Source organism: Kitasatospora sp. NPDC088391 (genome assembly GCF_044753345.1).
Lineage (GTDB): Bacteria > Actinomycetota > Actinomycetes > Streptomycetales > Streptomycetaceae > Kitasatospora.
Map to the genome: position 1 here is coordinate 11,949 of NZ_JBIVNB010000002.1, position 25,543 is coordinate 37,491.

Annotated in this window: 19 protein-coding genes; 15 read left to right on the forward strand and 4 right to left on the reverse strand. The window is 75.6% G+C overall.

Translation table 11 applies throughout. The features are described 5' to 3' along the window. Nucleotides 1-2 precede the first annotated feature (2 nt). Together recN and ACIQBJ_RS04845 are read left to right on the forward strand one after the other, a co-directional pair. The gene (gene recN / locus ACIQBJ_RS04840) at nt 3-1,736 is read left to right on the forward strand and encodes a DNA repair protein RecN (RefSeq protein ID WP_400705774.1); all 1,734 of its coding nucleotides are present in this window, start codon (nt 3-5) and stop codon (nt 1,734-1,736) included. A gap of 148 nt (nt 1,737-1,884) precedes the next feature. After that, nucleotides 1,885-3,045, forward strand: coding sequence for a glycosyltransferase family 4 protein (locus tag ACIQBJ_RS04845; protein WP_400703608.1), 1,161 nt, complete (start codon nt 1,885-1,887; stop codon nt 3,043-3,045). A 7-nt stretch (nt 3,046-3,052) separates the two neighbouring features. Here the strand turns inward: ACIQBJ_RS04845 and ACIQBJ_RS04850 are convergent, their stop codons facing one another. Then, a complete protein-coding gene (locus ACIQBJ_RS04850; protein ID WP_400703611.1) occupies nt 3,053-4,975 on the reverse strand; it encodes a glycoside hydrolase family 15 protein in 1,923 nt (640 codons plus the stop codon). 322 nt (nt 4,976-5,297) lie between these two features. Between ACIQBJ_RS04850 and ACIQBJ_RS04855 the strand changes: the two genes are divergently transcribed. The 10 genes from ACIQBJ_RS04855 (at nt 5,298) to ACIQBJ_RS04900 (ending at nt 17,355) form a co-directional block, all read left to right on the forward strand. After that, on the forward strand, nt 5,298-6,968 hold the full coding sequence (locus tag ACIQBJ_RS04855; RefSeq protein WP_400703614.1) for a CTP synthase: 1,671 nt from the start codon (nt 5,298-5,300) through the stop codon (nt 6,966-6,968). Nucleotides 6,969-7,081: 113 nt separating this feature from the next. Beyond that, nucleotides 7,082-7,708, forward strand: coding sequence for an NUDIX domain-containing protein (locus ACIQBJ_RS04860; protein ID WP_400703617.1), 627 nt, complete (start codon nt 7,082-7,084; stop codon nt 7,706-7,708). 170 nt (nt 7,709-7,878) lie between these two features. Beyond that, nucleotides 7,879-9,807, forward strand: a complete 1,929-nt coding sequence (locus tag ACIQBJ_RS04865) for an AAA family ATPase (protein ID WP_400703620.1) — start codon at nt 7,879-7,881, stop codon at nt 9,805-9,807. A 240-nt stretch (nt 9,808-10,047) separates the two neighbouring features. Then, nucleotides 10,048-11,163, forward strand: coding sequence for an alanine dehydrogenase (ald, locus tag ACIQBJ_RS04870; RefSeq protein WP_400705777.1), 1,116 nt, complete (start codon nt 10,048-10,050; stop codon nt 11,161-11,163). A gap of 460 nt (nt 11,164-11,623) precedes the next feature. Further along, a complete protein-coding gene (locus ACIQBJ_RS04875; RefSeq protein ID WP_400703623.1) occupies nt 11,624-12,685 on the forward strand; it encodes a ParA family protein in 1,062 nt (353 codons plus the stop codon). A gap of 41 nt (nt 12,686-12,726) precedes the next feature. Beyond that, on the forward strand, nt 12,727-13,167 hold the full coding sequence (locus ACIQBJ_RS04880; RefSeq protein WP_400703626.1) for a hypothetical protein: 441 nt from the start codon (nt 12,727-12,729) through the stop codon (nt 13,165-13,167). Between the two features lie 42 nt (nt 13,168-13,209). Beyond that, nucleotides 13,210-14,013 (forward strand): segregation and condensation protein A, encoded by an 804-nt coding sequence (locus ACIQBJ_RS04885; RefSeq protein WP_400703629.1) that lies wholly within the window; start codon nt 13,210-13,212, stop codon nt 14,011-14,013. Between the two features lie 260 nt (nt 14,014-14,273). Next, a complete protein-coding gene (gene scpB / locus ACIQBJ_RS04890) occupies nt 14,274-14,876 on the forward strand; it encodes an SMC-Scp complex subunit ScpB (protein ID WP_400705780.1) in 603 nt (200 codons plus the stop codon). Then, nucleotides 14,869-16,161: a pseudouridine synthase gene (locus tag ACIQBJ_RS04895; RefSeq protein ID WP_400703632.1), complete on the forward strand. Its 1,293-nt coding sequence runs from the start codon at nt 14,869-14,871 to the stop codon at nt 16,159-16,161. The genes scpB and ACIQBJ_RS04895 overlap by 8 nt, the downstream gene beginning before the upstream one ends. A gap of 216 nt (nt 16,162-16,377) precedes the next feature. Beyond that, nucleotides 16,378-17,355: a helix-turn-helix domain-containing protein gene (locus ACIQBJ_RS04900; protein WP_400703635.1), complete on the forward strand. Its 978-nt coding sequence runs from the start codon at nt 16,378-16,380 to the stop codon at nt 17,353-17,355. A 77-nt stretch (nt 17,356-17,432) separates the two neighbouring features. Here ACIQBJ_RS04900 and ACIQBJ_RS04905 read toward each other — a convergent pair whose 3' ends face one another. From ACIQBJ_RS04905 to ACIQBJ_RS04915, 3 genes are read right to left on the reverse strand one after another with little or no spacing between them, the layout of a single operon-like run. Continuing rightward, nucleotides 17,433-17,795, reverse strand: a complete 363-nt coding sequence (locus ACIQBJ_RS04905) for a DUF952 domain-containing protein (protein ID WP_400703638.1) — start codon at nt 17,793-17,795, stop codon at nt 17,433-17,435. A 55-nt stretch (nt 17,796-17,850) separates the two neighbouring features. Continuing rightward, nucleotides 17,851-19,428 carry a DUF4139 domain-containing protein gene (locus ACIQBJ_RS04910; protein WP_400705783.1) on the reverse strand — a complete coding sequence of 526 codons (1,578 nt, stop codon included), beginning with the start codon at nt 19,426-19,428 and terminating at the stop codon, nt 17,851-17,853. Beyond that, nucleotides 19,425-21,542 carry a DUF4139 domain-containing protein gene (locus ACIQBJ_RS04915; protein WP_400703641.1) on the reverse strand — a complete coding sequence of 706 codons (2,118 nt, stop codon included), beginning with the start codon at nt 21,540-21,542 and terminating at the stop codon, nt 19,425-19,427. The genes ACIQBJ_RS04910 and ACIQBJ_RS04915 overlap by 4 nt, the downstream gene beginning before the upstream one ends. Nucleotides 21,543-21,747: 205 nt before the next feature. Here ACIQBJ_RS04915 and ACIQBJ_RS04920 point away from each other — a divergent pair, with 205 nt between their 5' ends. The 3 genes from ACIQBJ_RS04920 (at nt 21,748) to der (ending at nt 25,409) form a co-directional block, all read left to right on the forward strand. Next, entirely contained in the window at nt 21,748-22,833 is a 1,086-nt protein-coding gene (locus ACIQBJ_RS04920) for a prephenate dehydrogenase (protein WP_400703644.1), read from the forward strand. Between the two features lie 284 nt (nt 22,834-23,117). Further along, on the forward strand, nt 23,118-23,834 hold the full coding sequence (gene cmk / locus ACIQBJ_RS04925; protein WP_400703647.1) for a (d)CMP kinase: 717 nt from the start codon (nt 23,118-23,120) through the stop codon (nt 23,832-23,834). 123 nt (nt 23,835-23,957) lie between these two features. Further along, nucleotides 23,958-25,409, forward strand: a complete 1,452-nt coding sequence (gene der, locus ACIQBJ_RS04930) for a ribosome biogenesis GTPase Der (RefSeq protein ID WP_400703650.1) — start codon at nt 23,958-23,960, stop codon at nt 25,407-25,409. The last annotated feature ends 134 nt before the right edge of the window (nt 25,410-25,543 follow it).

The window sequence follows — 25,543 nt, forward strand, 5'->3', positions numbered from 1 at the left end:
AGATGCGGATACGGGATCTGGGCGTCATCGACGACGCGGTGGTCGAACTCGCCCCCGGGTTCACCGCCGTCACCGGGGAGACCGGTGCGGGCAAGACCATGGTGGTGACCAGCCTCGGGCTGCTGCTCGGCGGCCGGGCCGACCCGGCGCTGGTGCGCAACGGCTCCGAACGGGCCGTGGTGGAGGGCCGGTTGAGCCTCGACCCGAAGTCGCCGGTGCTGGCCAGGGCGATCGAGGCCGGGGCCGAGCTCGACGACGGTGAGCTGCTGATCAGCCGCACCGTCTCCGCCGAGGGCCGCTCCCGCGCGCACGTCGGCGGCCGGGCCGTCCCGGTCGGCCTGCTCGCCGAGCTCGGCGAGGACCTGATCGCCGTGCACGGCCAGACCGACCAGCAGCGCCTGCTGCGCCCGTCCCGGCAGCGCGGCGCCCTCGACCGGTACGCGGGCGAGGCCGTCGCCGAGCCGCTGGGCCGCTACCGCGAGGTGTACCGGGAGCTGCGGGAGGTGTCCGCGACCCTGGAGGAGCTCACCACCCGGGCCCGCGAACGCGCCCAGGAGGCCGACCTGCTGCGCTTCGGCCTGGAGGAGATCGCCGCCGCCGAGCCGGTCGCCGGGGAGGACGCCGAACTCGCCGCCGAGGCCGAACGCCTCGGCCACGCCGACGCGCTGTCCTCCGCGGCGACGCTCGCGCACGCCGCGCTGGCCGGCGACCCCGCCGACCCGGAGGGCGTCGACGCGGGCACCCTGCTGGCCCAGGCCCGCCGCGCCGTCGACGCGGTCCGCCACCACGACGAGCGCCTGGCCGGTCTCGCCGACCGGCTCGGCGAGGTCGGCTACCTGCTCGCCGACGTGGCCGGCGACCTCGCCGGGTACGCCGACGACCTGGACGCCGACCCGGTGCGGCTGGCCGCGGTCGAGGACCGCCGCGCCGTCCTGGCCCACCTGGTGCGCAAGTACTCCGGCACCGAGGGCACCCTCGTCGAGGCGCTCGCCTGGGCCGAGACCGGCTCGGTGCGGCTGCTCGAACTCGACGGCGACGACGAGCGGATCGACGAACTCGGCGCCCGGGAGACCGAGTTGCGGGCCCGGCTGGCCGACCTGGCGGCCGAGGTGTCGCGGGCCAGGTCGGCGGCGGCCGACAAGTTCGCCGCCGCGGTCTCCGACGAGCTCGCCGAACTCGCCATGCCGCACGCCCGGGTGACCTTCGCGATCGGCCAGGTCGACGACCTGTCCGGGATCGAGATCGAGGGCCGCACCGTCTCGTACGGCCCGCACGGCGTCGACGAGGTCGAGGTGCTGCTCGCCCCGCACCCCGGCGCGCAGCCCCGCCCGATCGCCAAGGGTGCCTCCGGCGGCGAGCTGTCGCGCGTCATGCTGGCCGTCGAGGTGGTGTTCGCGGGGGCCGACCCGGTGCCGACCTACCTGTTCGACGAGGTCGACGCGGGCGTCGGCGGCAAGGCCGCGGTCGAGATCGGCCGCCGGCTGGCCAAACTCGCCCGCAGCGCCCAGGTCGTGGTGGTCACCCACCTCCCGCAGGTCGCCGCGTTCGCGGACCGGCACCTGATGGTGGAGAAGACCAACGACGGCACCGTCACCCGCAGCGGCGTCAAGACCCTCGACGACGAGCAGCGGGTACGCGAACTGTCCCGGATGCTGGCCGGGTTGGAGGACTCCGAGCTCGGCCGGGCGCACGCGGAGGAACTCCTCGCCGCCGCCCGGACCGCCCGCGCCCACTGACCCGGGCCGTACGGTGCCACCGCGTCGCCCCGGGCCCGACCGGCCCGGGGCGACGCGCCCGTCGCGGCGGGCGACTGTCCAAGAGCCCGACCGACCTGGCATCGTGGCGACCGGACACCAGCTGACAACGAGTCGGAGCGAGACAGACGTGGAGCATTCCGCCGCCCGGGCCGCCGCGGCCCCCCAGCTGCACGTGGTGCTCGTCCTTTCCGCCGCGACCGGCGGCATCGGCGCCCACGTGCGCTCCCTCACCCGGGGGCTGGTCGCGCACGGCGTCGCCGTCACGGTCTGCGCGCCCGAGGGCACCGACCGGCTGTTCGGCTTCTCCGCCGCGGGCGCCCGCCTGCACACCGTCGACATCACCCCCACCTCGGGGGCGCGCAGCGACGCCCTCGCCATCGGCGAGCTGCGCCGCGCCTTCACCGGCGCCGACGTGGTGCACGCGCACGGCCTGCGGGCCGGCCTGCTGGCCGACCTGGCGCTGCGCACCGCCGGCCGGTTCCCCGGCATCCGCCCGGAGACGCCGCTGGTGGTGACCTCGCACCACGCGCTGCTGACCACCGGCCTGGACCGCCGCCTGCAGCGGCTGATGGAGCGCCGGGTGGTGCGGGCCGCCGACCTGGTCCTCGGCGCCTCCTCCGACCTGGTGGCCCGGGCCCGCGAACTCGGCGCCACCGACGCCCGGCTGGGCCCGGTCGCGGCCCCGCCGATGCCGCCCGGCACGCTGGACCGGGCGCAGGCCCGGGCGGCGCTGCCCGGCGGCGACGACGGCCGCCCCGTGGTGCTGGCGATCGGCCGGCTGGTGATGCAGAAGTGCTTCGGGCTGCTGCTGGACGCCGTCCCGCACTTCGCCGCGCCCGGCGCCCCGGCGCCGCGGGTGCTGCTGGCCGGCGACGGCCCCGAGCGGCAGGCCCTGCGCGACCGGGTCGCCGCCGAGCAGCTGCCGGTCGAACTGCTCGGCTACCGCGCCGACATCCCCGACCTGCTGGCCGCCGCCGACGCCGTGGTGCTGTCCTCGCGCTGGGAGGCCCGCTCGCTGGTCGCCCAGGAGGCGATGCGGGCGGGCGTCCCGGTGGTGGCGACCGCCGTCGGCGGGGTGCCCGAACTGGTCGGCGACGCCGCGGTGCTGGTCCCGTTCGCGGACGCCCCGGCGCTCGGCGGCGCGGTCCGCGAACTGCTGGCCGACGGGCGGCACCGGGCCGAACTCGCCGCCGCGGGCCGGGCGCAGGCCCGGACCTGGCCGGACGAGGCGGCGACCGTCGCCCAGGTGCTGAGCATCTACGACGAGCTGGTGCAGCGCCGCCCCTGACGGCCGGTCAGTTCGCCAGGTCGATCCCGCCGGCGGCGGTCAGCCGCAGCGCCGTGTCGATCAGCGGGACGTGGCTGAACGCCTGCGGGAAGTTGCCGACCTGGCGGCGGGCCCGCGGGTCCCACTCCTCGGCGAGCAGCCCCAGGTCGTTGCGCAGCGCCAGCAGCCGGTCGAACAGCTCGCGGGCCTCGCCGACCCGGCCGATCATCGCCAGGTCGTCGGCCAGCCAGAACGAACAGGCCAGGAACGCGCCCTCGTGCCCGGACAGCCCGTCGACGTTGTTGCCCTGTTCGTCGTGGGTCGGGTAGCGCAGCACGAAGCCGTCCTCGGTGGACAGTTCGCGCTGGATCGCCTCGACGGTGCCGATCACCCGCTTGTCGTCCGGCGGCAGGAAGCCGACCTGCGGGATCAGCAGCAGCGAGGCGTCCAGCTCCTGGCCGCCGTAGTACTGGGTGAAGGTGTTGCGCCGCGGGTCGTAGCCCTTGGCGCAGACGTCGGCGTGGATCTCCGCGCGCAGCGCCGTCCAGCGTTCGACCAGGTCGGCGGGCTGCTCGTCGGCCTGCTCCAGCAGTTTCAGGGTGCGGTCGACGGCGACCCAGGCCATCACCTTGGAGTGCACGAAGTGCCGGCGCGGGCCGCGGACCTCCCAGATGCCCTCGTCGGGGTCGCGCCAGTGGTCCTCCAGGTACTCGATCAGGCGCAGTTGGAGCTGGTGGGCGTGGTCGTGCCGGGACAGGCCGGACATGGTGGCCAGGTGCAGGGCCTCGACGACCTCGCCGTACACGTCGAGCTGGAGCTGCCCGGCGGCGCCGTTGCCGACCCGGACCGGGCGGGAGCCCTCGTAGCCGGGCAGCCAGTCGAGCTCGGACTCGGTGAGTTCGCGCTCCCCGGCGATGCCGTACATGATCTGCAGGTTCTCCGGGTCGCCGGCGACCGCGCGCAGCAGCCACTCGCGCCAGGCCCGGGCCTCCTCGCGGTAGCCGGTGCGCAGCAGCGAGGAGAGCGTGATCGCGGCGTCCCGCAGCCAGGTGTAGCGGTAGTCCCAGTTGCGCTCGCCGCCGAGGTCCTCGGGCAGCGAGGTGGTGGGGGCGGCGACGATGCCGCCGGTGGGGGCGTAGGTGAGCGCCTTGAGGGTGATCAGCGAGCGGACCACGGCCTCCCGGTAGGGGCCGCGGTAGGTGCACTGGCCGACCCAGTCGCGCCAGAACCGCTCGGTGGAGGCGAGCGCGCCCTCGGCGTCCGGCGGGGCGGGCGCGGGCTCGTGCGAGGCCTTCCAGGTCAGGCCGAAGGCGATCCGCTCGCCCGCGGTGACGGTGAAGTCGGCGTAGGTGGTCAGGTCGCGGCCGTAGGTCTCGGCCTCGCCGTCCAGCCAGACCGAGTCCGGTCCGGCGACGGCGACGGTGCGGTGGCCGCCGTCGGGCTGCTCGACCCGGTGCACCCAGGGGACGATCCGGCCGTAGCTGAAGCGCATCCGCACCGCGGAGCGCATCCGGACCCGGCCGGAGACGCCCTCGACGATCCGGATCATCTGCGGCACGTCGGGGGTGCCGAGCAGGTGGCGGGGCGGCATGAAGTCGGTGACCCGCACGGTGCCGCCCTGGGTGTCCCACTCCTGCTCCAGGACCAGCGAGTCGCCCCGGTAGCGGCGCCGGTCGCACGGGACGGCGGGCGCGGCCGCGGTGTGCGGCAGCGGAGGCTCGCCGGGGCCGAGCAGGGTCGGGCGGGGCGGTGGCGGGGCGGGCCGGTCCTCGACCGGCAGGGCCGGGCCGATCCGCCAGAAGCCGTGCTCGTCGGTGCCGAGCAGGCCCGCGAACACGGCGGGCGAGTCGAAGCGCGGCAGGCACAGCCAGTCGACCGCGCCGTCCCGGCTGACCAGGGCGGCGGTCTGCATGTCGCCGATGAGCGCGTAGTCCTCGATGCGACCGGCCATGGTTCTCCGTTCCAGCGTGCCCCCGCGGCGGCGGCGCGCACGGGTCGGGCGAGGATGTCGACGTTTGAGCAGAATACGTGGATTCGGATGGTTCGGGCGGCAGCACGCGCCCCGGAGCGCGCCCCGCTCCGCCCCCTGCGGGCCGCCCTGACCTGCCCGGATGGGCCGTCCGATCGATTCGTCCGGGAACCGTCCACCCGGACGCGGGCGAGCACTCGCCGGGGCACTGATACGCTGGTATCCCGTGGAACTGGTGGGAACGAGGGCCGGGAGCCCCTCCACCGGCGTCACTCTCCGACACGCGACCCACGGGAGCCCCCTCTTGGCACAGCCCCATTCCGGCAAGTCGGCCAACGGCCGCGCCGTGACGACCAAGCACCTCTTCGTCACCGGGGGTGTCGCCTCCTCGCTGGGCAAGGGCCTCACCGCCTCCAGCCTCGGCGCCCTGCTCAAGGCCCGCGGCCTGCGGGTGACGATGCAGAAGCTCGACCCGTACCTCAACGTGGACCCGGGCACCATGAACCCGTTCCAGCACGGTGAGGTCTTCGTCACCGACGACGGCGCCGAGACCGACCTCGACATCGGCCACTACGAGCGCTTCCTCGACACCAACCTGCACGGTTCGGCGAACGTCACCACCGGCCAGGTCTACTCCACCGTGATCGCCAAGGAGCGGCGCGGCGAGTACCTCGGCGACACCGTCCAGGTCATCCCGCACATCACCAACGAGATCAAGTCCCGGATCCGCCGGATGGCGACCGAGGACGTCGACGTGGTGATCACCGAGGTCGGCGGCACCGTCGGCGACATCGAGTCGCTGCCGTTCCTGGAGGCGGTCCGCCAGGTCCGCCACGAGGTCGGCCGCGACAACGTGTTCTTCGTGCACGTCTCGCTGCTGCCGTACATCGGCCCGTCCGGCGAGCTGAAGACCAAGCCCACCCAGCACTCGGTGGCGGCGCTGCGCAACATCGGCATCCAGCCCGACGCGATCGTGCTGCGCGCCGACCGCGAGGTGCCGCAGGCCATCAAGCGCAAGATCTCGCTGATGTGCGACGTCGACGAGGAGGCCGTGGTCGCCGCGATCGACGCCAAGTCGATCTACGACATCCCGAAGGTGCTGCACGGCGAGGGCCTGGACGCGTACGTGGTGCGCCGCCTCGACCTGCCGTTCCGGGACGTGGACTGGACCACCTGGGACGACCTGCTGCGCCGGGTCCACGAGCCGCAGCACGAGGTCAAGGTCGCGCTGGTCGGCAAGTACATCGACCTGCCGGACGCCTACCTGTCGGTGACCGAGGCGCTGCGGGCCGGCGGCTTCGCCAACAACGCCCGGGTCCAGATCAAGTGGGTCACCTCGGACGACTGCGAGACCCCCGAGGGCGCGCAGGAGCAGCTCGGCGACGTCGACGCGATCTGCATCCCCGGCGGCTTCGGCGACCGGGGCGTGGACGGCAAGGTCGCGGCGATCACCTACGGCCGGGAGAACCGCATCCCGCTGCTGGGCCTGTGCCTGGGCCTGCAGTGCGTGGTCATCGAGGCGGCCCGGAACCTGGCCGGGCTGCCCGAGGCGAACTCCACCGAGTTCGACTCCGCCGCGAAGTACCCCGTGATCTCGACCATGGCCGAGCAGCTCGCCATCGTCGACGGCAAGGGCGACCTGGGCGGCACCATGCGCCTGGGCCTGTACCCGGCGAAGCTCGCCGAGGGCTCGATCGTGCGCGAGGTGTACGGCGGCGAGCAGTACGTCGAGGAGCGCCACCGCCACCGCTACGAGGTCAACAACGCCTACCGCGCCGACCTGGAGAAGACCGGCCTGCAGTTCTCCGGCCTCTCCCCGAAGGGCGACCTGGTCGAGTACGTCGAGTACCCGCGCGAGGTGCACCCCTACCTGGTCGCCACCCAGGCCCACCCCGAGCTGAAGTCCCGCCCGACCCGCCCGCACCCGCTGTTCGCGGGCCTGGTCGCCGCGGCGATCGAGCGCAAGGTCGGCTGACCCCGCTCCGTCCGAACCGCCCGTCCCGCACCCGCCGGGGCGGGCGGTTCGGCGTGTCGGGGCCCGCCCGTCCGGTAGATTGTGTCTAACTGACGAGAAGGGGTGTGGTGGCTGTGGCCGGGATTCGGGACGCCGCGGAGCATTGGGACGTCCGGGACGGGCGGACGCCGTTCGAGGGCAAGGTGACGGGCGTGCGCAGCGAGCAGGTCCGGATGCCGGACGGGAGCTGGGCCCAGCGCGACTACCAGCTGCACCCCGGCTCGGTCGCGGTCCTCGCCGTCGACGACGCCGGACGGGTCCTGACGCTGCGCCAGTACCGGCACCCCGTCCGGCAGCGGCTCTGGGAGCTGCCCGCGGGGCTGCTCGACGTGCCCGGCGAGAACCCGCTGCACGCGGCGCAGCGGGAGCTGTTCGAGGAGGCCCACTGCAAGGCCGGGCAGTGGCGGGTGCTGGTCGACTTCTACACCTCGCCCGGCGGCAGCGACGAGGCCGTCCGGCTGTTCCTCGCCACTGGGCTGTCCGAGGCCGACGGCGAGAAGTACGCCGCGCACGGCGAGGAGCTGGAGCTGGAGGCCGCCTGGGTGCCGCTCGGCGAACTGGTCGACAAGATCCTGGCGGGCGAGCTGCACAACCCGACCCTGACCACCGGGGCGCTGGCGCTGCACGCGGCGAACGGCCGCCCCGGCGGCCTGGAGGCGCTGCGCCCGGCGGACAGCCCGTGGGAGGCGCGCCCCTACTGAGGCGCGCCGCCCTGAAGTCCGCCGCCCCGAAGCCTGCCGCGCGGGCGCCGCGCCCTCCGCCACCGGGGTGATTCGGCGGTTGGTCATACCGGGGCGTCCCGGTGCGGCGGGGTGCTCGAACTACGCTTCGCGGACGGGGTTCGGTTCGCGACGGGTCGGGAGTGGCGCGGGTGGCGAGGAAGACGGCGGCGGTGGCCGAGGCGGCCGGGACCTTCGACGCGCTGCCCGCGGGCGGCCGTCCGTTCGCGGGGCGCGGGGCGGAGCTGGCGGCACTGACGGTGGCGGCCGGGCGGCCCGCGCAGGGCCGCGGCCGGCTGCTGGTGCTGGCCGGGCGGCCCGGCTCGGGGCGGACCGCGCTCGCGGTGCACTGGGCCCGGGCGGTGGCCGGCGACCACCCCGACGGACTGCTGTACGCGCGGATGTCCGCGCCCGACGGCACCCGGGTCGGCGCGGGCCGGGCCGCCCGGGTCCTGCTGGACCAGCTGGGGGAGCGGCCCGGCGCGGCGCTGCTGCCCGGCGCCGCCGAGGAGGACCCGGCCTGCGAGGCGCTGCGCGAGGCCCTGGCCCGGCGCCGGGCCCTGGTGCTGCTGGACGACGTCCGCGACGCCGGGCAGGTCTGGCCGCTGCTCGCGGAGAAGAGCGGGTCGCTGCTGCTGGCGACCACCTCCGGCCCGCTGATGGGCATCGAGGGCATCGACCCGGTGATCCTCGGCGGGATGGAGCACCGCGCGGCCGTGGACCTGCTGGGCGAACTGGTCGGCGGCACCCGGGTCTCCTGCGACCCGGTCGGCGCCGCCGACCTCGCCGAGGCGTGCGCCAACCGCCCCGCCGCGCTGCGGCTGGCCGCGGGCTGGCTGCGCGGCGAGCCCCGGCTGGCCGTCGCCGACGCCGCCGCCCGGCTGCGCCCCGCCCCGGCCGGGGAGGAGGCGCCGCCCCCGCCGCGGAAGGCCGCGGCCGGGACGGCGGGGGCTCCGGGGGCAGCGGTGGGCACGGTGCCGGCGGGGACGGTGCCGGTGGTGGAGGGCGACCCGCTGCGCGGGGCGTTCGAGCTGGCGTACCGGCGGCTGCCCGCGGCCCGGGCCCGGCTGCTGCGGCTGTGCACGCTCGCGCCGGGCCAGCAGGTGGACCTGCGGACGGCGTCGGCACTGGTGGGCTGCCCGGCCCCGGAGGCGGGCGCGGCGCTGGGGGCGCTGGCCGACCTGGAGCTGCTGGAGCGCGAACCCGCCGCCGCGGACGGCACCGAGCGGTTCCGGGTGCCGGGGCGGCTGTACGGGCGGCTGGTGGAGCTGCGCGGCGAGCTGGACCGCCCGGCCGAGGTGGAGCTGGCCCGGGCCCGGCTGCTGGAGCGGCTGGTGCGGCTGGTCGACTCGGCGCGGCTGCTGCTCGACCCGGCCGCCGGGCCGAACCCGGACCCGCTGCCGGGGCCGCTGCGGCTGCGGACCGCCGGGCAGGCGGCCGGCTGGCTGCTGGGCGAGCGGGAGCAGCTGCTGGCGGCGGTCGCGGACGCGGTCGGACAGGGCGACCTGGACGGTTCGGCGGGCCGGCTGGTGACGGCGCTGCTGCGGGCGCTGCCGCTGACCGGCGAGGCCGCCCCGGCGGACCTGCACGCCCTGCACGAGTCGGTGCTGAAGGTCGCCGAGCGGCAGGGCGCGCCGCGCCGGGCCGCGGCCGCGCTGCTGAACCTGGGCGACCTGCAGGCCGCGGCGGGCCGCTGGGAGCAGGCCGGGCAGCGCTACCGGCGGGCCGTCGAGCTGTCCCGGGGGGCGGGCGACGAGGCCGGCTGCGCCCGCGCGCTGGAGGGCGTGGGGCACGCCCACCGGGCGCTCGGCGAGCCGGTGCGCGCCGCCGACGCGTACGGGCGGGCGCTGGTGCTGCGGCAGGCGCTGGAGGACCGGCCGGCCGAGGCCCGGCTGCTGGTGCGGCTCGCGGAGGCGCACACCGCGCTGCGGCGCTTCGAGGAGGCGCTGCGGGAGTACCGGTCGGCGGCGGCGGTGCTGCGCCGGACCGGCGACGCGGCGGGGGAGCGGGAGGTCGGGGCGCTGGCGGCGCGGCTGCGCGAGCACCTCGGCCAGGAGGGTGTTCGTCCGCTTCCGGAGTAATGTCGTAGATGCGGAGTTCGACCCGCAATGTAGGGCCAGGAGGCATGCAAGCCTACGAACCTGCCAATGGTCGTGACCGAATTGGTCACTTTGGAAGGCTGACAGGCCACCTGGGCTTCATTATACTCGAACTCAGTCGCGCATAGATCCATGCACCGGACGTTCCGTTGTGCCTTCGTGCGCGCCGCCCGCCGGTCTTCCCCGGTCGGACTCCCCATGGCACAAGAGGACGTGTTAGCCGTGAAGGTCGGCATCCCCCGCGAGGTCAAGAACCACGAGTACCGCGTGGCCATCACGCCCGCCGGCGTGCATGAGCTGGTCCGCAACGGACACGAGGTCGTCATCGAGGACAACGCCGGTCTCGGCTCCTCGATCCCCAACGAGGAGTACGTCGCCGCCGGCGCGACCATCCTCCCCACCGCCGACGAGGTGTGGGCCGCGGCCGACATGATCCTCAAGGTGAAGGAGCCCATCGCGCAGGAGTACCACCGCCTGCGCAAGGGCCAGACCCTCTTCACCTACCTGCACCTGGCCGCCGACCGGGCCGGCACCGACGCGCTGGTCGCCTCCGGCACCACCGCCATCGCCTACGAGACGGTGCAGCTGTCCAACGGCGCGCTCCCGCTGCTCGCCCCGATGTCCGAGGTCGCGGGCCGGCTGGCCCCGCAGGTCGGCTCCTACCACCTGATGCGCCCGACCGGCGGCCGCGGCGTGCTGCCCGGCGGCGTGCCCGGCACCCACCCGGCGAAGGCGGTCGTCATCGGCGGCGGCGTCTCCGGCTGGCACGCGGCCACCATCGCCATCGGCATGGGCTACGACGTGACCCTGCTGGACCGCGACATCAACAAGCTGCGCGAGGCCGACAAGATCTTCGGCAACAAGATCAAGGCCATCATGTCCAACTCCTTCGAGCTGGAGAAGGCCGTCGTCGAGGCCGACCTGGTGATCGGCGCCGTGCTGATCCCGGGCGCCAAGGCCCCCAAGCTGGTCACCAACGAGCTGGTCTCCCGGATGAAGCCGGGCTCCGTGCTCGTCGACATCGCCATCGACCAGGGCGGCTGCTTCGAGGACTCGCACCCCACCACGCACGCCGAGCCGACCTTCGAGGTCCACAACTCGGTCTTCTACTGCGTGGCCAACATGCCGGGCGCCGTCCCCAACACCTCCACCTACGCGCTCACCAACGCCACCCTGCCGTACGTGGTGGAGCTGGCGAACCGCGGCTGGAAGGAGGCGCTGCGCCGGGACGCCGCGCTCGCCAAGGGCCTGAACGTGCACGAGGGCCAGATCACCTTCCCGGCCGTCGCCGAGGCCTTCGGCCTGGAGTCGGTCACCCTGGAGAGCGTGCTCGCCTGACGCCCCCTCACCCCGCTGTCGCCCCCGGCCGTCCCTCCCCTCGCGCCGGGGGCTTCGGCATGCCCGCCCGGGCCCGTACCGACACGCCGGTGACGCCGAGGTGTCCGGCGGCGGTCAATTCCGGTGCGCTTCGTCACCCGCTCTGTCGACAAGGACACCTGACGGGCCCTCACGGCCCGTGGCCCGCGCGGAAACGTTAGGGTCGTCTCTTGACACGGGGTGGGTGACAGTCCGACACATGGGGCCGACTACCGTGGATTGTGTTGCTGCGAATGCCCGAAACGGCCTAGAGTCGCAAACCGTTGGCATGCTGCCACGCTGACGAATCGACATAGAGTCCTGGACGTCCAAGGAGGTAAGACGACTTGTGAATGAGTCGACATTTGCTCCCGGGGGTGGTCAGCCAGGACTGGCGGAGCTCTCCGCCGGGCAGCCGAACGAGGAAGCCCGGCAGGCCACGGTGGGTGCGCAGGAGGTCGGCTCGGTCGCGGTCCGCACCTTCGAGGCGCGCCAGAGCGCGACGGGCGCCGCCGGTGACTACGACACCGACTTCGCGGCGTACGGTCTGGTCTACAACGAGCTCGGCTACGGCCCGTACGACGACCCGGACGCCGAGTACGAGCCGGACCCGGAGTACGCCGCCACCCTGGCGCCCGACGCGGCCCGCCAGCGCCGCGAGCGGGTCGGCCCGACCGGCCGCCCGCTGCCGTACTTCCCGATCCCCGCGCCGCTGGCCGAGCACGGCCCCGCGCAGATCATCGCGATGTGCAACCAGAAGGGCGGGGTCGGCAAGACCACCTCGACCATCAACCTGGGCGCCGCGCTGGCCGAGTACGGCCGCCGCGTCCTGCTGGTGGACTTCGACCCGCAGGGCGCCCTCTCGGTCGGCCTCGGCGTCAACCCGATGGAACTCGACGTCACCGTCTACAACCTGCTGATGGAGCGGGGCCTGACGGCCGACGAGGTGCTGCTGAAGACCGCCGTGCCCGGCATGGACCTGCTGCCGTCGAACATCGACCTGTCGGCCGCCGAGGTGCAGCTGGTCAGCGAGGTCGCCCGCGAGTCGGCGCTGGCCCGCGCGCTCAAGCCGCTGCTGCCCGACTACGACTACGTGATCATCGACTGCCAGCCCTCGCTGGGCCTGCTGACGGTCAACGCGCTGACCGCCGCGCACAGCGTGATCGTCCCGCTGGAGTGCGAGTTCTTCGCGCTGCGCGGGGTGGCGCTGCTCACCGAGACCATCGAGAAGGTCTGCGAGCGGCTCAACCCCGACCTGCGCCTGGACGGCATCCTGGCGACCATGTACGACTCCCGCACCGTGCACAGCCGCGAGGTGCTGGCCCGGGTCGTCGAGGCGTTCGGCGAGCACGTCTTCCACACCGTCATCGGACGGACCGTCAGGTTCCCGGAGACCACCGTGGCCGGCGAGCCGATCACCACGTACGCCACCAACTCGGTCGGCGCCGCCGCCTACCGCCAGCTCGCCAGGGAGGTGCTCGACCGGTGCCGCCCCGCCGAGTGAGCCTCCCGGGGGCCGACGAGCTGTTCCGATCGACCGGCGGAATGGCCCTGTCGCCCTCGCTCGCGCGCAACGGCAACGGCGCCGGCCCCGCCGTCCCCGCCCCGGCCGGGCAGGAGCCGCCCCGGGGCGGCGAGGCCCCCGCGAACGCCCGCCCCGCGGACGTCCCGGCCGCCCGGCCGGAGACCGACCCGGCGCGCCCCGAGGACGCCGCGGAGGGCCGCCGGCCGGCCTCCGCGACCGTGCGCGGCCGCGGCCGGGCCCGGCGGCCCTCCGGGCGGGAGCGGCACGACGAGAAGATCACCGTGTACGTCTCCGCCGAGGAGCTGATGGACCTGGAGCACGCCCGCCTGGTCCTGCGCGGCGAGCACGGCCTCGCCGTCGACCGCGGCCGGGTCGTCCGGGAGGCGATCTCGGTCGTCCTCGCCGACCTGGAGCAGCGCGGCGAGGCGTCGATCCTGGTGCGGCGGCTGCGCGGCCGCTGACCGCCGCCGGGCCGCGCCCGGGGTCTGCCAGAATGTGGCGTTATGGCGTTCCAGGTCCGTTTGGAGAACTTCGAGGGGCCGTTCGACCTGCTGCTCGGACTGATCGCCAAGCACAAGCTGGACGTCACCGAGGTCGCGCTGTCGAAGGTCACCGACGAGTTCGTCGCCCACATCCGGGCGATGGGCCCCGACTGGGACCTCGACGCGGCCACCGAGTTCCTGGTGGTCGCCGCGACCCTGCTCGACCTCAAGGCGGCCCGGCTGCTGCCCGCCGCCGAGGTCGAGGACGAGGAGGACCTGGCCCTGCTGGAGGCCCGCGACCTGCTGTTCGCGCGGCTGCTCCAGTACCGGGCCTACAAGCGGGTGGCCGGCCTGTTCGCGGAGCGCTGGGCCGCCGAGTCGCTGCGCCGCCCGCGCACCGTCGGCCTGGAGCCGCACCACGCGCAGCTGCTGCCCGAGGTGGTGCTGTCGATCGGCCCCGAGCGGTTCGCGGCCCTCGCCGCGAAGGCGTTCACGCCGAAGCCCGCGCCGGCCGTGTACGTCGACCACATCCACATGCCGCCGGTCAGCGTCCGCGAGCAGGCCGCGCTGGTGGCCGGGCGGCTGGCCGCGCTCGGCGAGGCCACCTTCGGGCGGCTGGTCGCCGACGCCGGGAACACCCTGGTGGTGGTGGCCCGGTTCCTGGCCCTGCTGGAGCTGTACCGGGAGCGGGCGCTCGCCTTCGAGCAGCCGGACGCGCTCGGGGAGCTGCTGGTGCGCTGGGTCGCCGAGGCCGACCGGCCGATCGAGGTCACCGACGAGTTCGACCGCCCCGCGGGCGGCCGGGAGGAAGGCGGAAGCGCATGACGGAGCCGCAGTCGCGCCGGACGCTCGGCCTGCCCGGGGCGCCCCGGCCGCAGGAGTGGCAGGAGTCCGCGTACCCCGAGGGCGAGCGGCCGGAGCCGGTCGAGCGGGTTCTCGCGCTGCCCGAGCCCGCGCAGTCCTTCGAGCAGTCGCTCGCCGAGCCGGTCGCCGAGCCGCTCGCCGAGCCGCTCGCCGAGCCGGTCGCAGGGCCTTCCGCGGGGCCGGACGGGGTGCCGCTGCGGGCCGCGCTGGAGGCGGTGCTGATGGTCGCCGACGAGCCCGTCGCGGAGGCCAGGCTGGCCCACGTGCTGGAGGCGCCGAAGGACGAAGTGGCGCTCGCGCTGCGACAGTTGGCGGGCGAGTACACGGCGCAGGGCCGCGGTTTCGAGCTCCGCCCCGTGGCCGGCGGCTGGCGTTTCTACAGCCGCGCGGAGTGCGCGGCGGCCGTCGACCGGTTCGTCCTGGACGGGCAACAGGCCAGGTTGACGCAGGCGGCGCTGGAGACGCTGGCGGTGGTTGCCTACCGGCAGCCGGTGTCGCGCGGGCGGGTTTCCGCGGTCCGTGGTGTGAACTGCGACGGCGTGATGCGTACCCTGGTACAGCGAGGACTGGTCGAAGAAGCCGGCACCGAGCCCGAGACCGGAGCGATCCTGTATCGGACGACGAACTACTTCCTGGAACGGATGGGGCTGCGCGGCCTGGACGAGCTGCCGGAGCTCGCGCCCTTCCTGCCCGAGGTCGACGACGTGGAAACGGAGTCCCTGGAGGGCACGATGATCGCGCAGGCGGTCGCCGCCGCACAGGAGGGGCCGAGGCCGAACCAGGCCGACCAGACGGAATACGACGTACGGACATTTGATGCGTAGCAGTGGTGGCAACGGCAGGAACAGCGGCGGCCAGGGCCGGGGCGGGCAGGGCGGCCGCGGCGGTCAGCAGGGCGGGGGCCGGGGCGGCTCCGGCTCCTACGGGGGCGGCAGCGGCGGCGGGCGCGGCGGGCAGTCCTCGCGCGGCGGCGGCGGCGGGTACGGCGGCTCGGGCTCGGGCGGGTACGGCGGCGGCCGCGGCGGTTCGGGCGGCGGCTACGGCGGCGGCTCCGGGTCGGGCTCCGGCTCGTACGGCGGCGACCGGCGCGGCGGCAGCGGCGGCGGTGGCGGCGGGGACCGGCGCGAGGAGCGCCGCTACCCGGACCGTCCGCTGCGGCCCGAGGAGCGCCGCTACGACCGCCCCGAGTTCGGCGGCGGCCCGAACGCGACGCCCGGGCGCGGCGCCTTCGGTTCGCGCAAGCCCGTGGCGGCCCCCCGGCCGCGCCGGGACGGGCAGGGCGCGCCCGGCGACCCGCGGCGCCAGCCGCAGCGCTCCCGGGAGCTGCAGGGCCGGATCGAGGACCGGGTGCTGGCCCGGCACGAGGGCCCCGGCAAGGAGGTCGGCGAGGACGGCGAGCGCCTGCAGAAGGTGCTGGCCCGGGCCGGCATGGGCAGCCGCCGCGCCTGCGAGGAGCTGATCGCGCAGGGCCGGGTCGCCGTCAACGGCGAGACCGTGCTGGAGCAGGGCCGCCGGGTCCACCCGGAGAACGACGAGATCAAGGTGGACGGCCTGACCGTCGCCACCCAGTCGTACCTGTTCTTCGCGCTCAACAAGCCGGCCGGCGTGGTCTCCACCATGGAGGACCCGGAGGGCCGGCAGTGCCTCGGCGACTACGTGACCAACCGGGAGACCCGGCTGTTCCACGTCGGTCGGCTGGACACCGAGACCGAGGGCATCATCCTGCTCACCAACCACGGCGAGCTGGCCCACCGCCTGACCCACCCCAAGTACGGCGTCACCAAGACGTACCTGGCGGCGATCCAGGGCCCGCTGCCGCGCGACCTCGGCAGGACGCTCGCCAAGGGCGTCGAGCTGGAGGACGGCTGGGCCCGCGCCGACAGCTTCCGGGTGGTCTCCAACCTCGGCAAGAACTACATGGTCGAGGTGACCCTGCACGAGGGCCGCAAGCACATCGTGCGGCGGCTGCTCGCCGAGGTCGGCTTCCCGGTCGACCGGCTGGTGCGCACCGCCTTCGGCCCGATCTCGCTGGGCGACCAGAAGTCGGGCTGGCTGCGCCGCCTGACCAACCCCGAGGTCGGCACGCTGATGAACGAGGTCGGTCTCTAGGGACCGTCGCACGAGGGCCCGTCCGCACCGCCGCGGACGGGCTCTCGGCGCGTTCACGTCAGGACTTTGCCGGGTCTTGACATGTGAGGCGTGCCGCACGGCCTTGCTATCGTCCGGTTCGGTGGCAGAAGATTGCCACCGAAGTTCGCCCCGGCGCGTGGCGGAAGTGCGCCACCGCGTTCAGGCCGCCGGGCGGCGGGGGAAGGAACCACCACCATGCTCGACGCATTCGCAGTGCTGGGCCTCGGCCGTCCCGACGGCCAGGTGTACGCCGCACTGGTCGTCGCACCGCAGTCGACCGCCCAGGAGCTCGCCGAGCACTGCGGCCTCACCCTGGAGCAGTGCCGGGACGCCCTGGACCGGCTCGCCGAGCAGGGCATGGCGACCCGCGCCCCGGTCGACCGGGAGCGCTACCTGTCGGTCGCCCCCGACGTCGCCATCGGCACCCTGATCGGCCACCGCGAGGCCGAACTGCGCAGCGCCCGCGCCGAGATGCACCGGCTGATGGACGCCTTCCGCGAGGCGTCCCGGTACACCGACCCGGCGCACTCGGTGGAGGTGCTGACCGGCGGCGAGGCGATCGCCCAGCGGCTGGAGCACCTGATCGAGACCAGCCAGTACCAGATCCGCGGCTTCGACTGCCCGCCGTACGTGCAGGACCCGACCGTCCAGCAGCCCCGGCAGCGGGCCAAGCTCAAGGCCGGGGTGCGGATCCGCACCGTCTTCGACAAGGAGGCGATCGCCTGGCCCGGGCGCCTGGAGCAGGAGATCCTCACCGGCGTCGAGGACGGCGAGGAGGCCCGGGTCCGGCCGGTGCTGCCGATGAAGATGATGATGGCCGACGACAAGATGGCGATCATCCCGATCAGCGTCGGCGACAGCGTCCTGGACGCCGCCTACGTGATCCACCCGTCCGCGCTGCTGCAGGCCCTGGACGCGCTGTTCGAGGCCGAGTGGGAGCGCGCCGTGCCGCTGCAGACCGTGCTCGGCGACGGCGAGGGCCCCGGCCCGGACTCCGACCACCTGAAGCTGCTCGGCCTGCTCGCGGCCGGCCTCACCGACGAGTCGATCGCCCGCTCGCTCGGCTGGAGCGCCCGCACCACCCAGCGCCGCCTGCAGGGCCTGATGCGCGAACTCGGCGCCACCACCCGCTTCCAGGCCGGCATGGCGGCCCGCGAACGCGGCTGGCTCTGAAGCGGCCCCGGGAACGACCCCGGGAACGCCCCCCCACGGGCCGCCGGGGGCGCTCCCGGCGGCCCGGTGAGGGTGCGTCAGCTCCAGGGCAGCAGCGCGGCCCAGCGCCCGTCCGGGCCGCGCTCCAGCCGCTCCAGGCCCACCACCGCGGTGCGGTTCAGCCGCCCGTAGACGTGCGGGAACAGCACGTCCTCCCGGACGCCGGGCGGCGGGCCGCCCGACGCCGCCTCCCACTTCACCATCGGCTCCACCAGGCGCTCCTCGATCAGCAGCGCCATCAGCGGGTCCGGCGTGTCCCGGAAGAACAGGTTGGCCACCGCCAGCGCCGTCCCCTCGTCGGGCGAGCAGTGCAGGAAGCCGTCGGTCAGCAGCGAGGCCGCGGTGTACGGCCGGCCCGGGTCGCGCAGCCAGTCGTCCAGCGGGGCGAGGTGGTAGATCATGCCTCCTTTTGTACCGGAGCGGACCCGCCCCGGCCCGGAGCGCGGCGGGGGCGGGTCACAGGCCCGCCACCTTCGCCGTCGCCGCGATCTCGTACACCAGCGTCACCGTGCGGCGCCCGCCCGGCGGCAGCGGCACCTCCCAGCGGGCGATGCCGTCGGCGTCCAGCTCGTCCGGCGGCGGCGAGCAGTGCTCCTTGCGCAGCCGCACCTGCACCGCCGACACCTCCGACACCGGAACCCGCTCACGGACCGTCACCACCCGCTCGGCGGCCTCCTCCGGCGCCGCCGCGTGCGACAGGTGCAGCCGCACCGTGCGCGTCACCAGCGTCCGCTGGCCGCCCAGGCCCGCGCCCTCCCGGCGCTCCTCCGCCTCCCGCACCACCCGCAGCCCGTCCGAGGACCCGAACGACAGCCGCACCGGCGCGCCCGCCGCCGCGAACTCCAGCGCGCCCCGGCCGACGTGGCCCGAACCGCGGACCAGGTCCACCGGGCCCGCCAGCAGCGCGTGCCCCGAGGCGTTGCGGAACGACACCACCTCCGTCACCGCCTCCGACAGCTCCGGCGCCGCCGCGAACTCGCTGCGCACCGCCGTCTCGAACGCGCTCACCGGCAGCCGGTGCGCCCGCCCGTCCGAGGGCACCGACACCGGCCCCTCGACCCGCAGCACCCGCACCTCGCCGCCGTCGTCCACCCCCGGCAGGCCCGGCTCCAGCGGCCCCGCGTCGGCCACCGCCCGCTCGCGCAGCTCGACCTCCACGGTCTTCTTCTCCTGCGCCGAACGCTCCCGCAGCACCAGCCGGTCCTCGGCCAGCGCCGGCGGCTCGCCCGCCAGCGCCGAGCGCGCCGTCGACAGCGTCAGCCGCACCCCCGACCAGTCCTCGCCGGTGCGCTGCCACACCACCGCCCCGGTCTCCAGCCGCAGCGTGCCGCCGACCAGCTCCGCCCGGTACGCCGGACGCCACAGCGCACACGCCGTCAGGTGCCCCACCCGGGCCAGGAACCGGCCCGGCGCCGCGCACTCCACCGACAGCTCCACGAACGCCAGCAGCTCGGCCGGCTCCTCCTCGACCCGGTCCAGCGCCTCCTCGGCCGCCGCCAGGTCCGCCACCAGCTCCACCGAACGCACCCGGGAGGCCCGCAGCCGCTCCCCGTACGACTCCCGCTCGGCGTCCACCCGGTCCAGCTCCCGGGACCAGCGGGCCTGCTCCGGCTCGCCCAGGCCCGCGGCCTCGCCGATCTCCCGCAGCAGGTCCGCCGCGAGCTGCCCGAGCAGCGCCAGCCGGGCCTGCAGCCGCTCCTGGCGGCGCTGCTCCGCCAGCAGCTCCCGCTCCAGGTCGTGCACCCGGCGGCGCAGCGCCGAGTCGTCCGGCCCCGGCGCGACCGGCGCCGGCGGCTGCCAGGACCGCACCAGCCGCACGTCCAGCACCTTCGCCGCGGCGGCCGGGCCGCCGTCCGCGTCCAGCAGCGCCGCGTGCAGCGAGCGGTCCACCGCCAGCGCCGACACCGGCCCCAGCCGCAGCCGGTGCACGCCCGCCGCCAGTTCCAGCCCCGCCGTCCGCTCCACCTGCGCCCGGTCCTCCAGGCAGGTGACCGCGGTCACCGGCAGGGTGATCGCCTCGTCGTCCACGTTCAGCTCCTCCGGTTCCCGCCGACCACGGCCCGGCCGGCCGGGATGCGCACCACATAACCGCCCGTCACTTCCGCCGAACCGCCCGGCGGCACCACCACCCGGCGGAGCCGGGCCGAGGCCGGCACCTCCGCGGACGGCTCCCGCGGCGGGGACCAGCCCGGCCGCTCCTCGATCCGCACCTCCGGGTCGCCCGACACCGGGACCCGCTCGCGGACCTCCACCGACGCCTCGTGCGGCAGCCGGTTCACCAGCTCGATCCGCACCGCGTGGTCCAGCACCGTCGTCGAGTTCAGCACCCCCGACGTCGACTCCCGCAGCTCGCTGTGCCGCGCCACCCGCACCTCCTCCGCCCGACCCAGGCCCAACTCCCGCACCCCGCCCGGCGCCAGCGTCGGCAGCCCCGTCGTCAGCAGGAAGTCGCCGTCCACCGACACCTCGACCGGACCGGCCAGCAGCGCGTGCGCCGTCGCGTTCGACAGCTCCAGCACCCCGTACACCGCCTCCTCCACCGACGGCACGCACACGTAGCTGCTCGCCACGCCGACCGTCAGCTCCGCCACCGCCACCGTGTGCCACACCCCGTCCGACGGGATGTCGGCCGGGGCCGCCGCGTCGTACCGGTGGTCGAACGACCCCGCCGACAGGCGCGGCGGCGCCCCGAACAGCGGCAGCGGCAGCCGGCCCACCTCCTCCGCCGCGCGCAGCGCCGCCCCGCCGCCGCCGCCACCGCCGCCCGGCCCGGCCGGCTCCGGGAACAGCCGGCCGCGCCGGAACGACGCCTCCTCCGGGCCCGCCAGCACCATCGCCGGATAGTCCAACTGGTCCTCCGACGGCAGCGGACCGGCCGGCGCCGACAGCTCCGGCTCCGGCTCCGCCCCGCCCAGCCGGGCCTCGTCCGCCAGGAACCCCGCCGGGGCGGCCGCCCCGTACGCCACCGGCGCGGGCGGCGGCACCGGCATCGGCATCGACGCCATCGGCGGCAGCGGCGGCGCGCCCGCGAACGACGGCGGGCCGCCCGGGCCCTGCGGCGCGAAGCCCGGCGCGGGCGGCTGCGCGCCGCCCGCCCGGGCCCGCTTCGCCGCCGGACGCGCCTGCGGCTGCGGGTGCGGCTGCGGCTGCGGCTTCGGGGCCCCGCCACCGGCCGTCGGACGCCCGGCCGCCGACACCGCCACCGGCCGCGCCGCCTCCGCGCGCGGCGCGGGCCGCGCCGACTGCGCGTCCTGCCAGCCGCCGAACAGCTCGTCCAGACCGGCCGGCTGCGCCCGCCACCCCGACGGCGCCACCGGCTCCTGCCGCCGCCCGATCCGCAGCGACCCCAGCTTCGGCAGCGCGTTCGACCTGGTCAGGTCCGCCGTCGACAGCGCCAGCCGGACCCCCGACCAGTCCTCGCCCGTCCGCTGCGCCACCGACGCCCGCAGCACCAGCCGCGCCGAACGCCCGCCCCGGCGGTGCGCCAGCCGGTACGTCGGCACCCACACCGCGCCCGGCACCGCGTACTCCACCTCCAGCTCCACCGGGCCCTCGCCGCGCACCGCCAGCACCGCCTGCGCCGCCGACTCCAGGCCGCCCGGCCGCTCGGCGTCCGACCGGGCCCGCGAGGCCGCGAACGCCACCTCGAAGGCGTGCTCGGCCTCCCGCACCCGCTGCGCCAGCTCCACCGCGCGCTCCTGCAGCACCGCCAGGCGCGCGTCCACGAACTCGGCCAGCGCCAGCACCGCGTCCGCCGGGGCCCGGCGCAGGCCCTCGTCCGCGCGCCGCGGCGGCGGCACCGGGCGCAGCCCCGCGACCTCCGCGATCCGCGCCTCCAGCCGCTGGTGACGCTCCGTCAGCCGGTCCCGCTCCTCGGCGAGGACCGCCAACTCCCGCTCCCAGCCCGGCCGGCCGTCCTCCGCCCGGAGCTCCTCCACCGGCTCCAGCCGGGCCTCGGCGACCCGCGCCCCGCCCGAGACCACCCGCACCCGCAGCGAACCCGCCGCCGCGAGCCGCGGCAGCCCCGCCACCCGCACCCGCCCGTCCGCCGGGACCACGCCCGCCGCCCGGCGGCGGCACACCGCGCCCACCGCGTGCACCACCACCGAGTCCAGCCTCGACTCCCACACCGCCTGCTGCCCCGCCACCTCGCCCCCTTCGCCACGGACCCGCACCCCGGACCCGGGCGCCCAGTCTGCACCCAACACCCGTCACCGGACGCGGATTTCCGCTGCGCGTCGGCCCCGGCCCCGGCGCGGGGCGGCATGCGGACGCCCGCTCCGGTGCGAGAGGATGCCGGTGCGAGAGGATGGGGCCGCCAGCCTCCGCCCGACCGGGAGACGAGAACCCGCCATGCGCACAGCCGCCGTCATCGGCACCGGACTGATCGGCACCTCCGCCGCGCTCGCCCTCACCCGCCGGGGCATAAGCGTGCACCTGGAGGACGCCGACCAGGACGCCGCCCGCACGGCCGCCTCGCTCGGCGCCGGCACCATCGAACCCGCCGACGGCCCCGTCGACCTCGCGGTCGTCGCCGTCCCCCCGGCCCTGGTCGGCAAGGTCCTCGCCGACGCGCAGCGGCGCGGCCTCGCCCGCGCCTACACCGACGTCGCCAGCGTCAAGGCCGGACCGCGCGGCGAGATCACCGCGCTCGGCCTCGACACCGTCCACTACATCGGCTCGCACCCGATGGCCGGCCGGGAGCGCTCCGGGCCGCTCGCCGCCACCGCCGACCTCTTCGAGGGCCGCCCCTGGGTGCTCACGCCCACCGCCGACACCGACACCGGCACCCTCAACGCCGCCCTCGAACTCGTCGCGCTGTGCGGCGCGATGCCGATCGTGATGGACGCCGCCGACCACGACCGCGCCGTCGCGCTCGTCTCGCACGCCCCCCAACTGCTCTCCTCGCTGCTCGCGGCCCGGCTCGAACACGCCGAGGAGACCGCCGTCCGGCTCTCCGGGCAGGGCGTGCGCGACGTCACCCGGATCGCCGCCTCCAACCCCGCGATGTGGGTCGACATCCTCTCCGCCAACGCGGGCGTCGTCGCCGACGTCCTGGACGACCTCGCCGCGGACCTCGCCGAGACGGTCGCCGCGCTGCGGGCCCTGCAGACCTCCGACGAGAGCGCCCGCCGGGCCGGCGCCGCCGGGATCGAGGCCGTCATGCGCCGCGGCAACACCGGGCAGGCCCGCATCCCCGGCAAGCACGGGGCGCCGCCCACCCGCTACGAGACCGTCACCGTCGTCCTCGGCGACCAGCCCGGCGAACTCGGCCGCCTCTTCGGCGAGGTCGGCGCCCTCGGCGTCAACATCGAGGACGTCACCATCGAGCACTCCACCGGCCAGCAGGTCGGCCACGTCCAGCTGGCCGTGGCCCCGACGGTCGTCCGCGCCCTCACCGCGGGCCTGCGCGAACGCGGCTGGGGCGTCCGCGACTGAAACCCGCTGCGCGGGGCCGGAGAAGTTTTTTTGGATGGGCCGGGGAGCCGCTGCGCGGGGCTCGGCGGGGGCGTTCGTGTCCTCGGGGCTCGCCGCGGGCGGGGAGTCCGCTGCGCGGGGCTTGGAGGGGCATTCGCGTTGTCACGGCTCGTCGTGGGCGGGTGCCCCGGTTGGGGGCGGCGGGGTGGCCCGGGGCCCGGCGGTGGGCGGGGCGGACGGGGGAGGGGGCGGGTCGATTAACCTTGGGGGGAGTTCCCTGCGCAGTGAGAGAAGAGGTTCGCCCCGTGGACAGTGTCGACCGAGCGTCGAGCGGCCCGGTCGTCGTCGCGATCGACGGACCGGCGGGGTCCGGGAAGTCCACCGTGTCGCGGGCCGTCGCCGCGCGGCTCGGGCTGAGCTTCCTGGACACCGGCGCGATGTACCGGGCGATGACCTGGTGGATGCTCGCCAACGGGGTGGACGTCGACGACGCGGAGGCGGTCGCGATCGCCTGCGGCAAGCCCGTCATCGTCTCCGGCACGGACGCGGCCGGCCCGACCATAACGGTCGACGGCCGGGACGTGTCCGGTCCGATCCGGGGCGCGGAGGTGACGGCGGCGGTCAGCGCCGTCGCGGCCGTGCCGGCCGTCCGGGCCCGGCTGGTGGAGCTGCAGCGCGGCTGCGCCGCGCACGCCGCCGCCGGCATCGTCGCCGAGGGCCGGGACATGGGCAGCGTGGTGTTCCCGGACGCCACGGTGAAGGTGTTCCTGACCGCCTCGGTGCGGGCTCGGGCCGACCGCCGGGCCGCCGAGCTGCGGGCCAAGGGCGTCGACGAGGCGACCATCGCCGAGATGGCGGCCGACCTGGCCCGCCGGGACGCCGCTGACTCCTCGCGGGAGACCGCGCCGCTGACCCAGGCCGCCGACGCGGTCCTGGTGGACACCAGCGAACTCACCCTCGACCAGGTGATCGGCACGATCACCGCCCTGGTCGAGGAGCGGGCCGGCCTGACCGCCGCCTGAACCACCGACCACAGACGGACAACGCTCCGACCGCGCGAGATCCGCGCGGTTCGCGCTGCCCACCGGGCAGGTACGCACGGCACGCCCCTGGGAAGGGCCGGGCCGGGAAACGGAAAACGGAACATGAGCAACGACACTTCCGCCCACCACGGCGAGCTCGGCGAGGCCGAGTACGCCGAGTTCATGGCGCTGGCCGCCGAGGAGGGCTTCGACGCCGACGAGGTGGACGCCGACCTGGACGGCCACGGCCCGATGCCGGTGCTGGCCATCGTCGGCCGCCCGAACGTCGGCAAGTCGACCCTGGTCAACCGCATCATCGGCCGCCGCGAGGCGGTCGTCGAGGACCGCCCGGGCGTGACCCGCGACCGGGTCAGCTACGAGGCGATGTGGGCCGGGCGCCGGTTCAAGGTCCTCGACACCGGCGGCTGGGAGCTGGACGTCCTCGGCATCGACGCGATGGTCGCCGGCCAGGCCGAGCTGGGCATCGAGCAGTCCGACGCGGTGCTGTTCGTGGTGGACGCCACCGTCGGCGCCACCGACACCGACGACGCGCTGGTCAAGCTGATCCGCCGTTCCGGCAAGCCCGTGGTGCTGTGCGCCAACAAGGTCGACGGCCCGTCCACCGAGGCCGAGGCGGCCTACCTGTGGTCGCTCGGCCTGGGCGAGCCGTACCCGGTGTCGGCGCTGCACGGCCGCGGCTCCGGCGACCTGCTGGACGCCGTGCTGAAGGTGCTGCCGGAGGCCCCGCCGCAGCTGTTCGGCGACGGCCTGGCCCCCGGCGGCCCGCGCCGGGTCGCGCTGATCGGCCGCCCGAACGTCGGCAAGTCCAGCCTGCTGAACAAGGTCGCGAACGAGGACCGGGTGGTGGTCAACGAGATCGCCGGCACCACCCGCGACCCGGTCGACGAGCTGATCGAACTCGGCGGCAAGACCTGGAAGTTCATCGACACTGCCGGTATCCGCCGCCGGGTCCACCTGACCTCCGGCGCCGACTTCTACGCCTCGCTGCGGACCTCCGCCGCGCTGGACAAGGCCGAGGTCGCGGTCGTCCTGGTCGACGCCAGCGAGACCCTCGCCGAGCAGGACACCCGGATCATCTCGATGGCCGTCGAGGCCGGGCGCGCCGTGGTCATCGCCTACAACAAGTGGGACCAGCTCGACGAGGAGCGCCGCTACTACCTGGAGCGCGAGATCGAGCGCGACCTGGTGCAGGTCCAGTGGGCGCCCCGGGTGAACGTCTCGGCGAAGACCGGGCGGCACATGGAGAAGCTCGTCCCGGCGATCGAGACCGCGCTGGCCGGCTGGGAGACCCGCATCCCGACCGCGCGCCTGAACGCCTTCCTGGGCGAGCTGGTGGCCGCCCACCCGCACCCGATCCGCGGCGGCAAGCAGCCGCGCGTCCTGTTCGGCACCCAGGCGGGCACCCGCCCGCCGCGGTTCGTGCTGTTCGCCTCGGGCTTCCTGGAGGCCGGCTACCGCCGCTTCATCGAGCGCCGCCTGCGCGAGGAGTTCGGCTTCGTCGGCACCCCGATCTCGATCTCGGTCCGGGTCCGGGAGAAGCGCAAGCGCAAGTGACCGGGAACGCGTGACGGCAGTGGGGGGGCGGGGCGGGGGGCCGCCCCCCCCCCGGGGTGTGGGGGGGGGGGGCCCCCCCCGCCCCCCCGGCGGCCCCGCCCCCCCCGGGGGGGCCCCCCCCCCGGGGGGGCCCC

What these genes read in the sequence shown, in the direction of transcription:
- ACIQBJ_RS04880 (WP_400703626.1), top strand. Translation starts at nt 12,727, where the DNA reads ATGGCCCTGTCGCCCTCGCTCGCGCGCAACGGCAACGGCGCCGGCCCC.
- ACIQBJ_RS04885 (WP_400703629.1), top strand. Translation starts at nt 13,210, where the DNA reads ATGGCGTTCCAGGTCCGTTTGGAGAACTTCGAGGGGCCGTTCGACCTG.
- ACIQBJ_RS04850 (WP_400703611.1), bottom strand. Translation starts at nt 4,975, where the DNA reads ATGGCCGGTCGCATCGAGGACTACGCGCTCATCGGCGACATGCAGACC.
- scpB (WP_400705780.1), top strand. Translation starts at nt 14,274, where the DNA reads ATGGTCGCCGACGAGCCCGTCGCGGAGGCCAGGCTGGCCCACGTGCTG.
- recN (WP_400705774.1), top strand. Translation starts at nt 3, where the DNA reads ATGCGGATACGGGATCTGGGCGTCATCGACGACGCGGTGGTCGAACTC.
- der (WP_400703650.1), top strand. Translation starts at nt 23,958, where the DNA reads ATGAGCAACGACACTTCCGCCCACCACGGCGAGCTCGGCGAGGCCGAG.
- ACIQBJ_RS04895 (WP_400703632.1), top strand. Translation starts at nt 14,869, where the DNA reads ATGCGTAGCAGTGGTGGCAACGGCAGGAACAGCGGCGGCCAGGGCCGG.
- ACIQBJ_RS04920 (WP_400703644.1), top strand. Translation starts at nt 21,748, where the DNA reads ATGCGCACAGCCGCCGTCATCGGCACCGGACTGATCGGCACCTCCGCC.
- ACIQBJ_RS04900 (WP_400703635.1), top strand. Translation starts at nt 16,378, where the DNA reads ATGCTCGACGCATTCGCAGTGCTGGGCCTCGGCCGTCCCGACGGCCAG.
- ACIQBJ_RS04905 (WP_400703638.1), bottom strand. Translation starts at nt 17,795, where the DNA reads ATGATCTACCACCTCGCCCCGCTGGACGACTGGCTGCGCGACCCGGGC.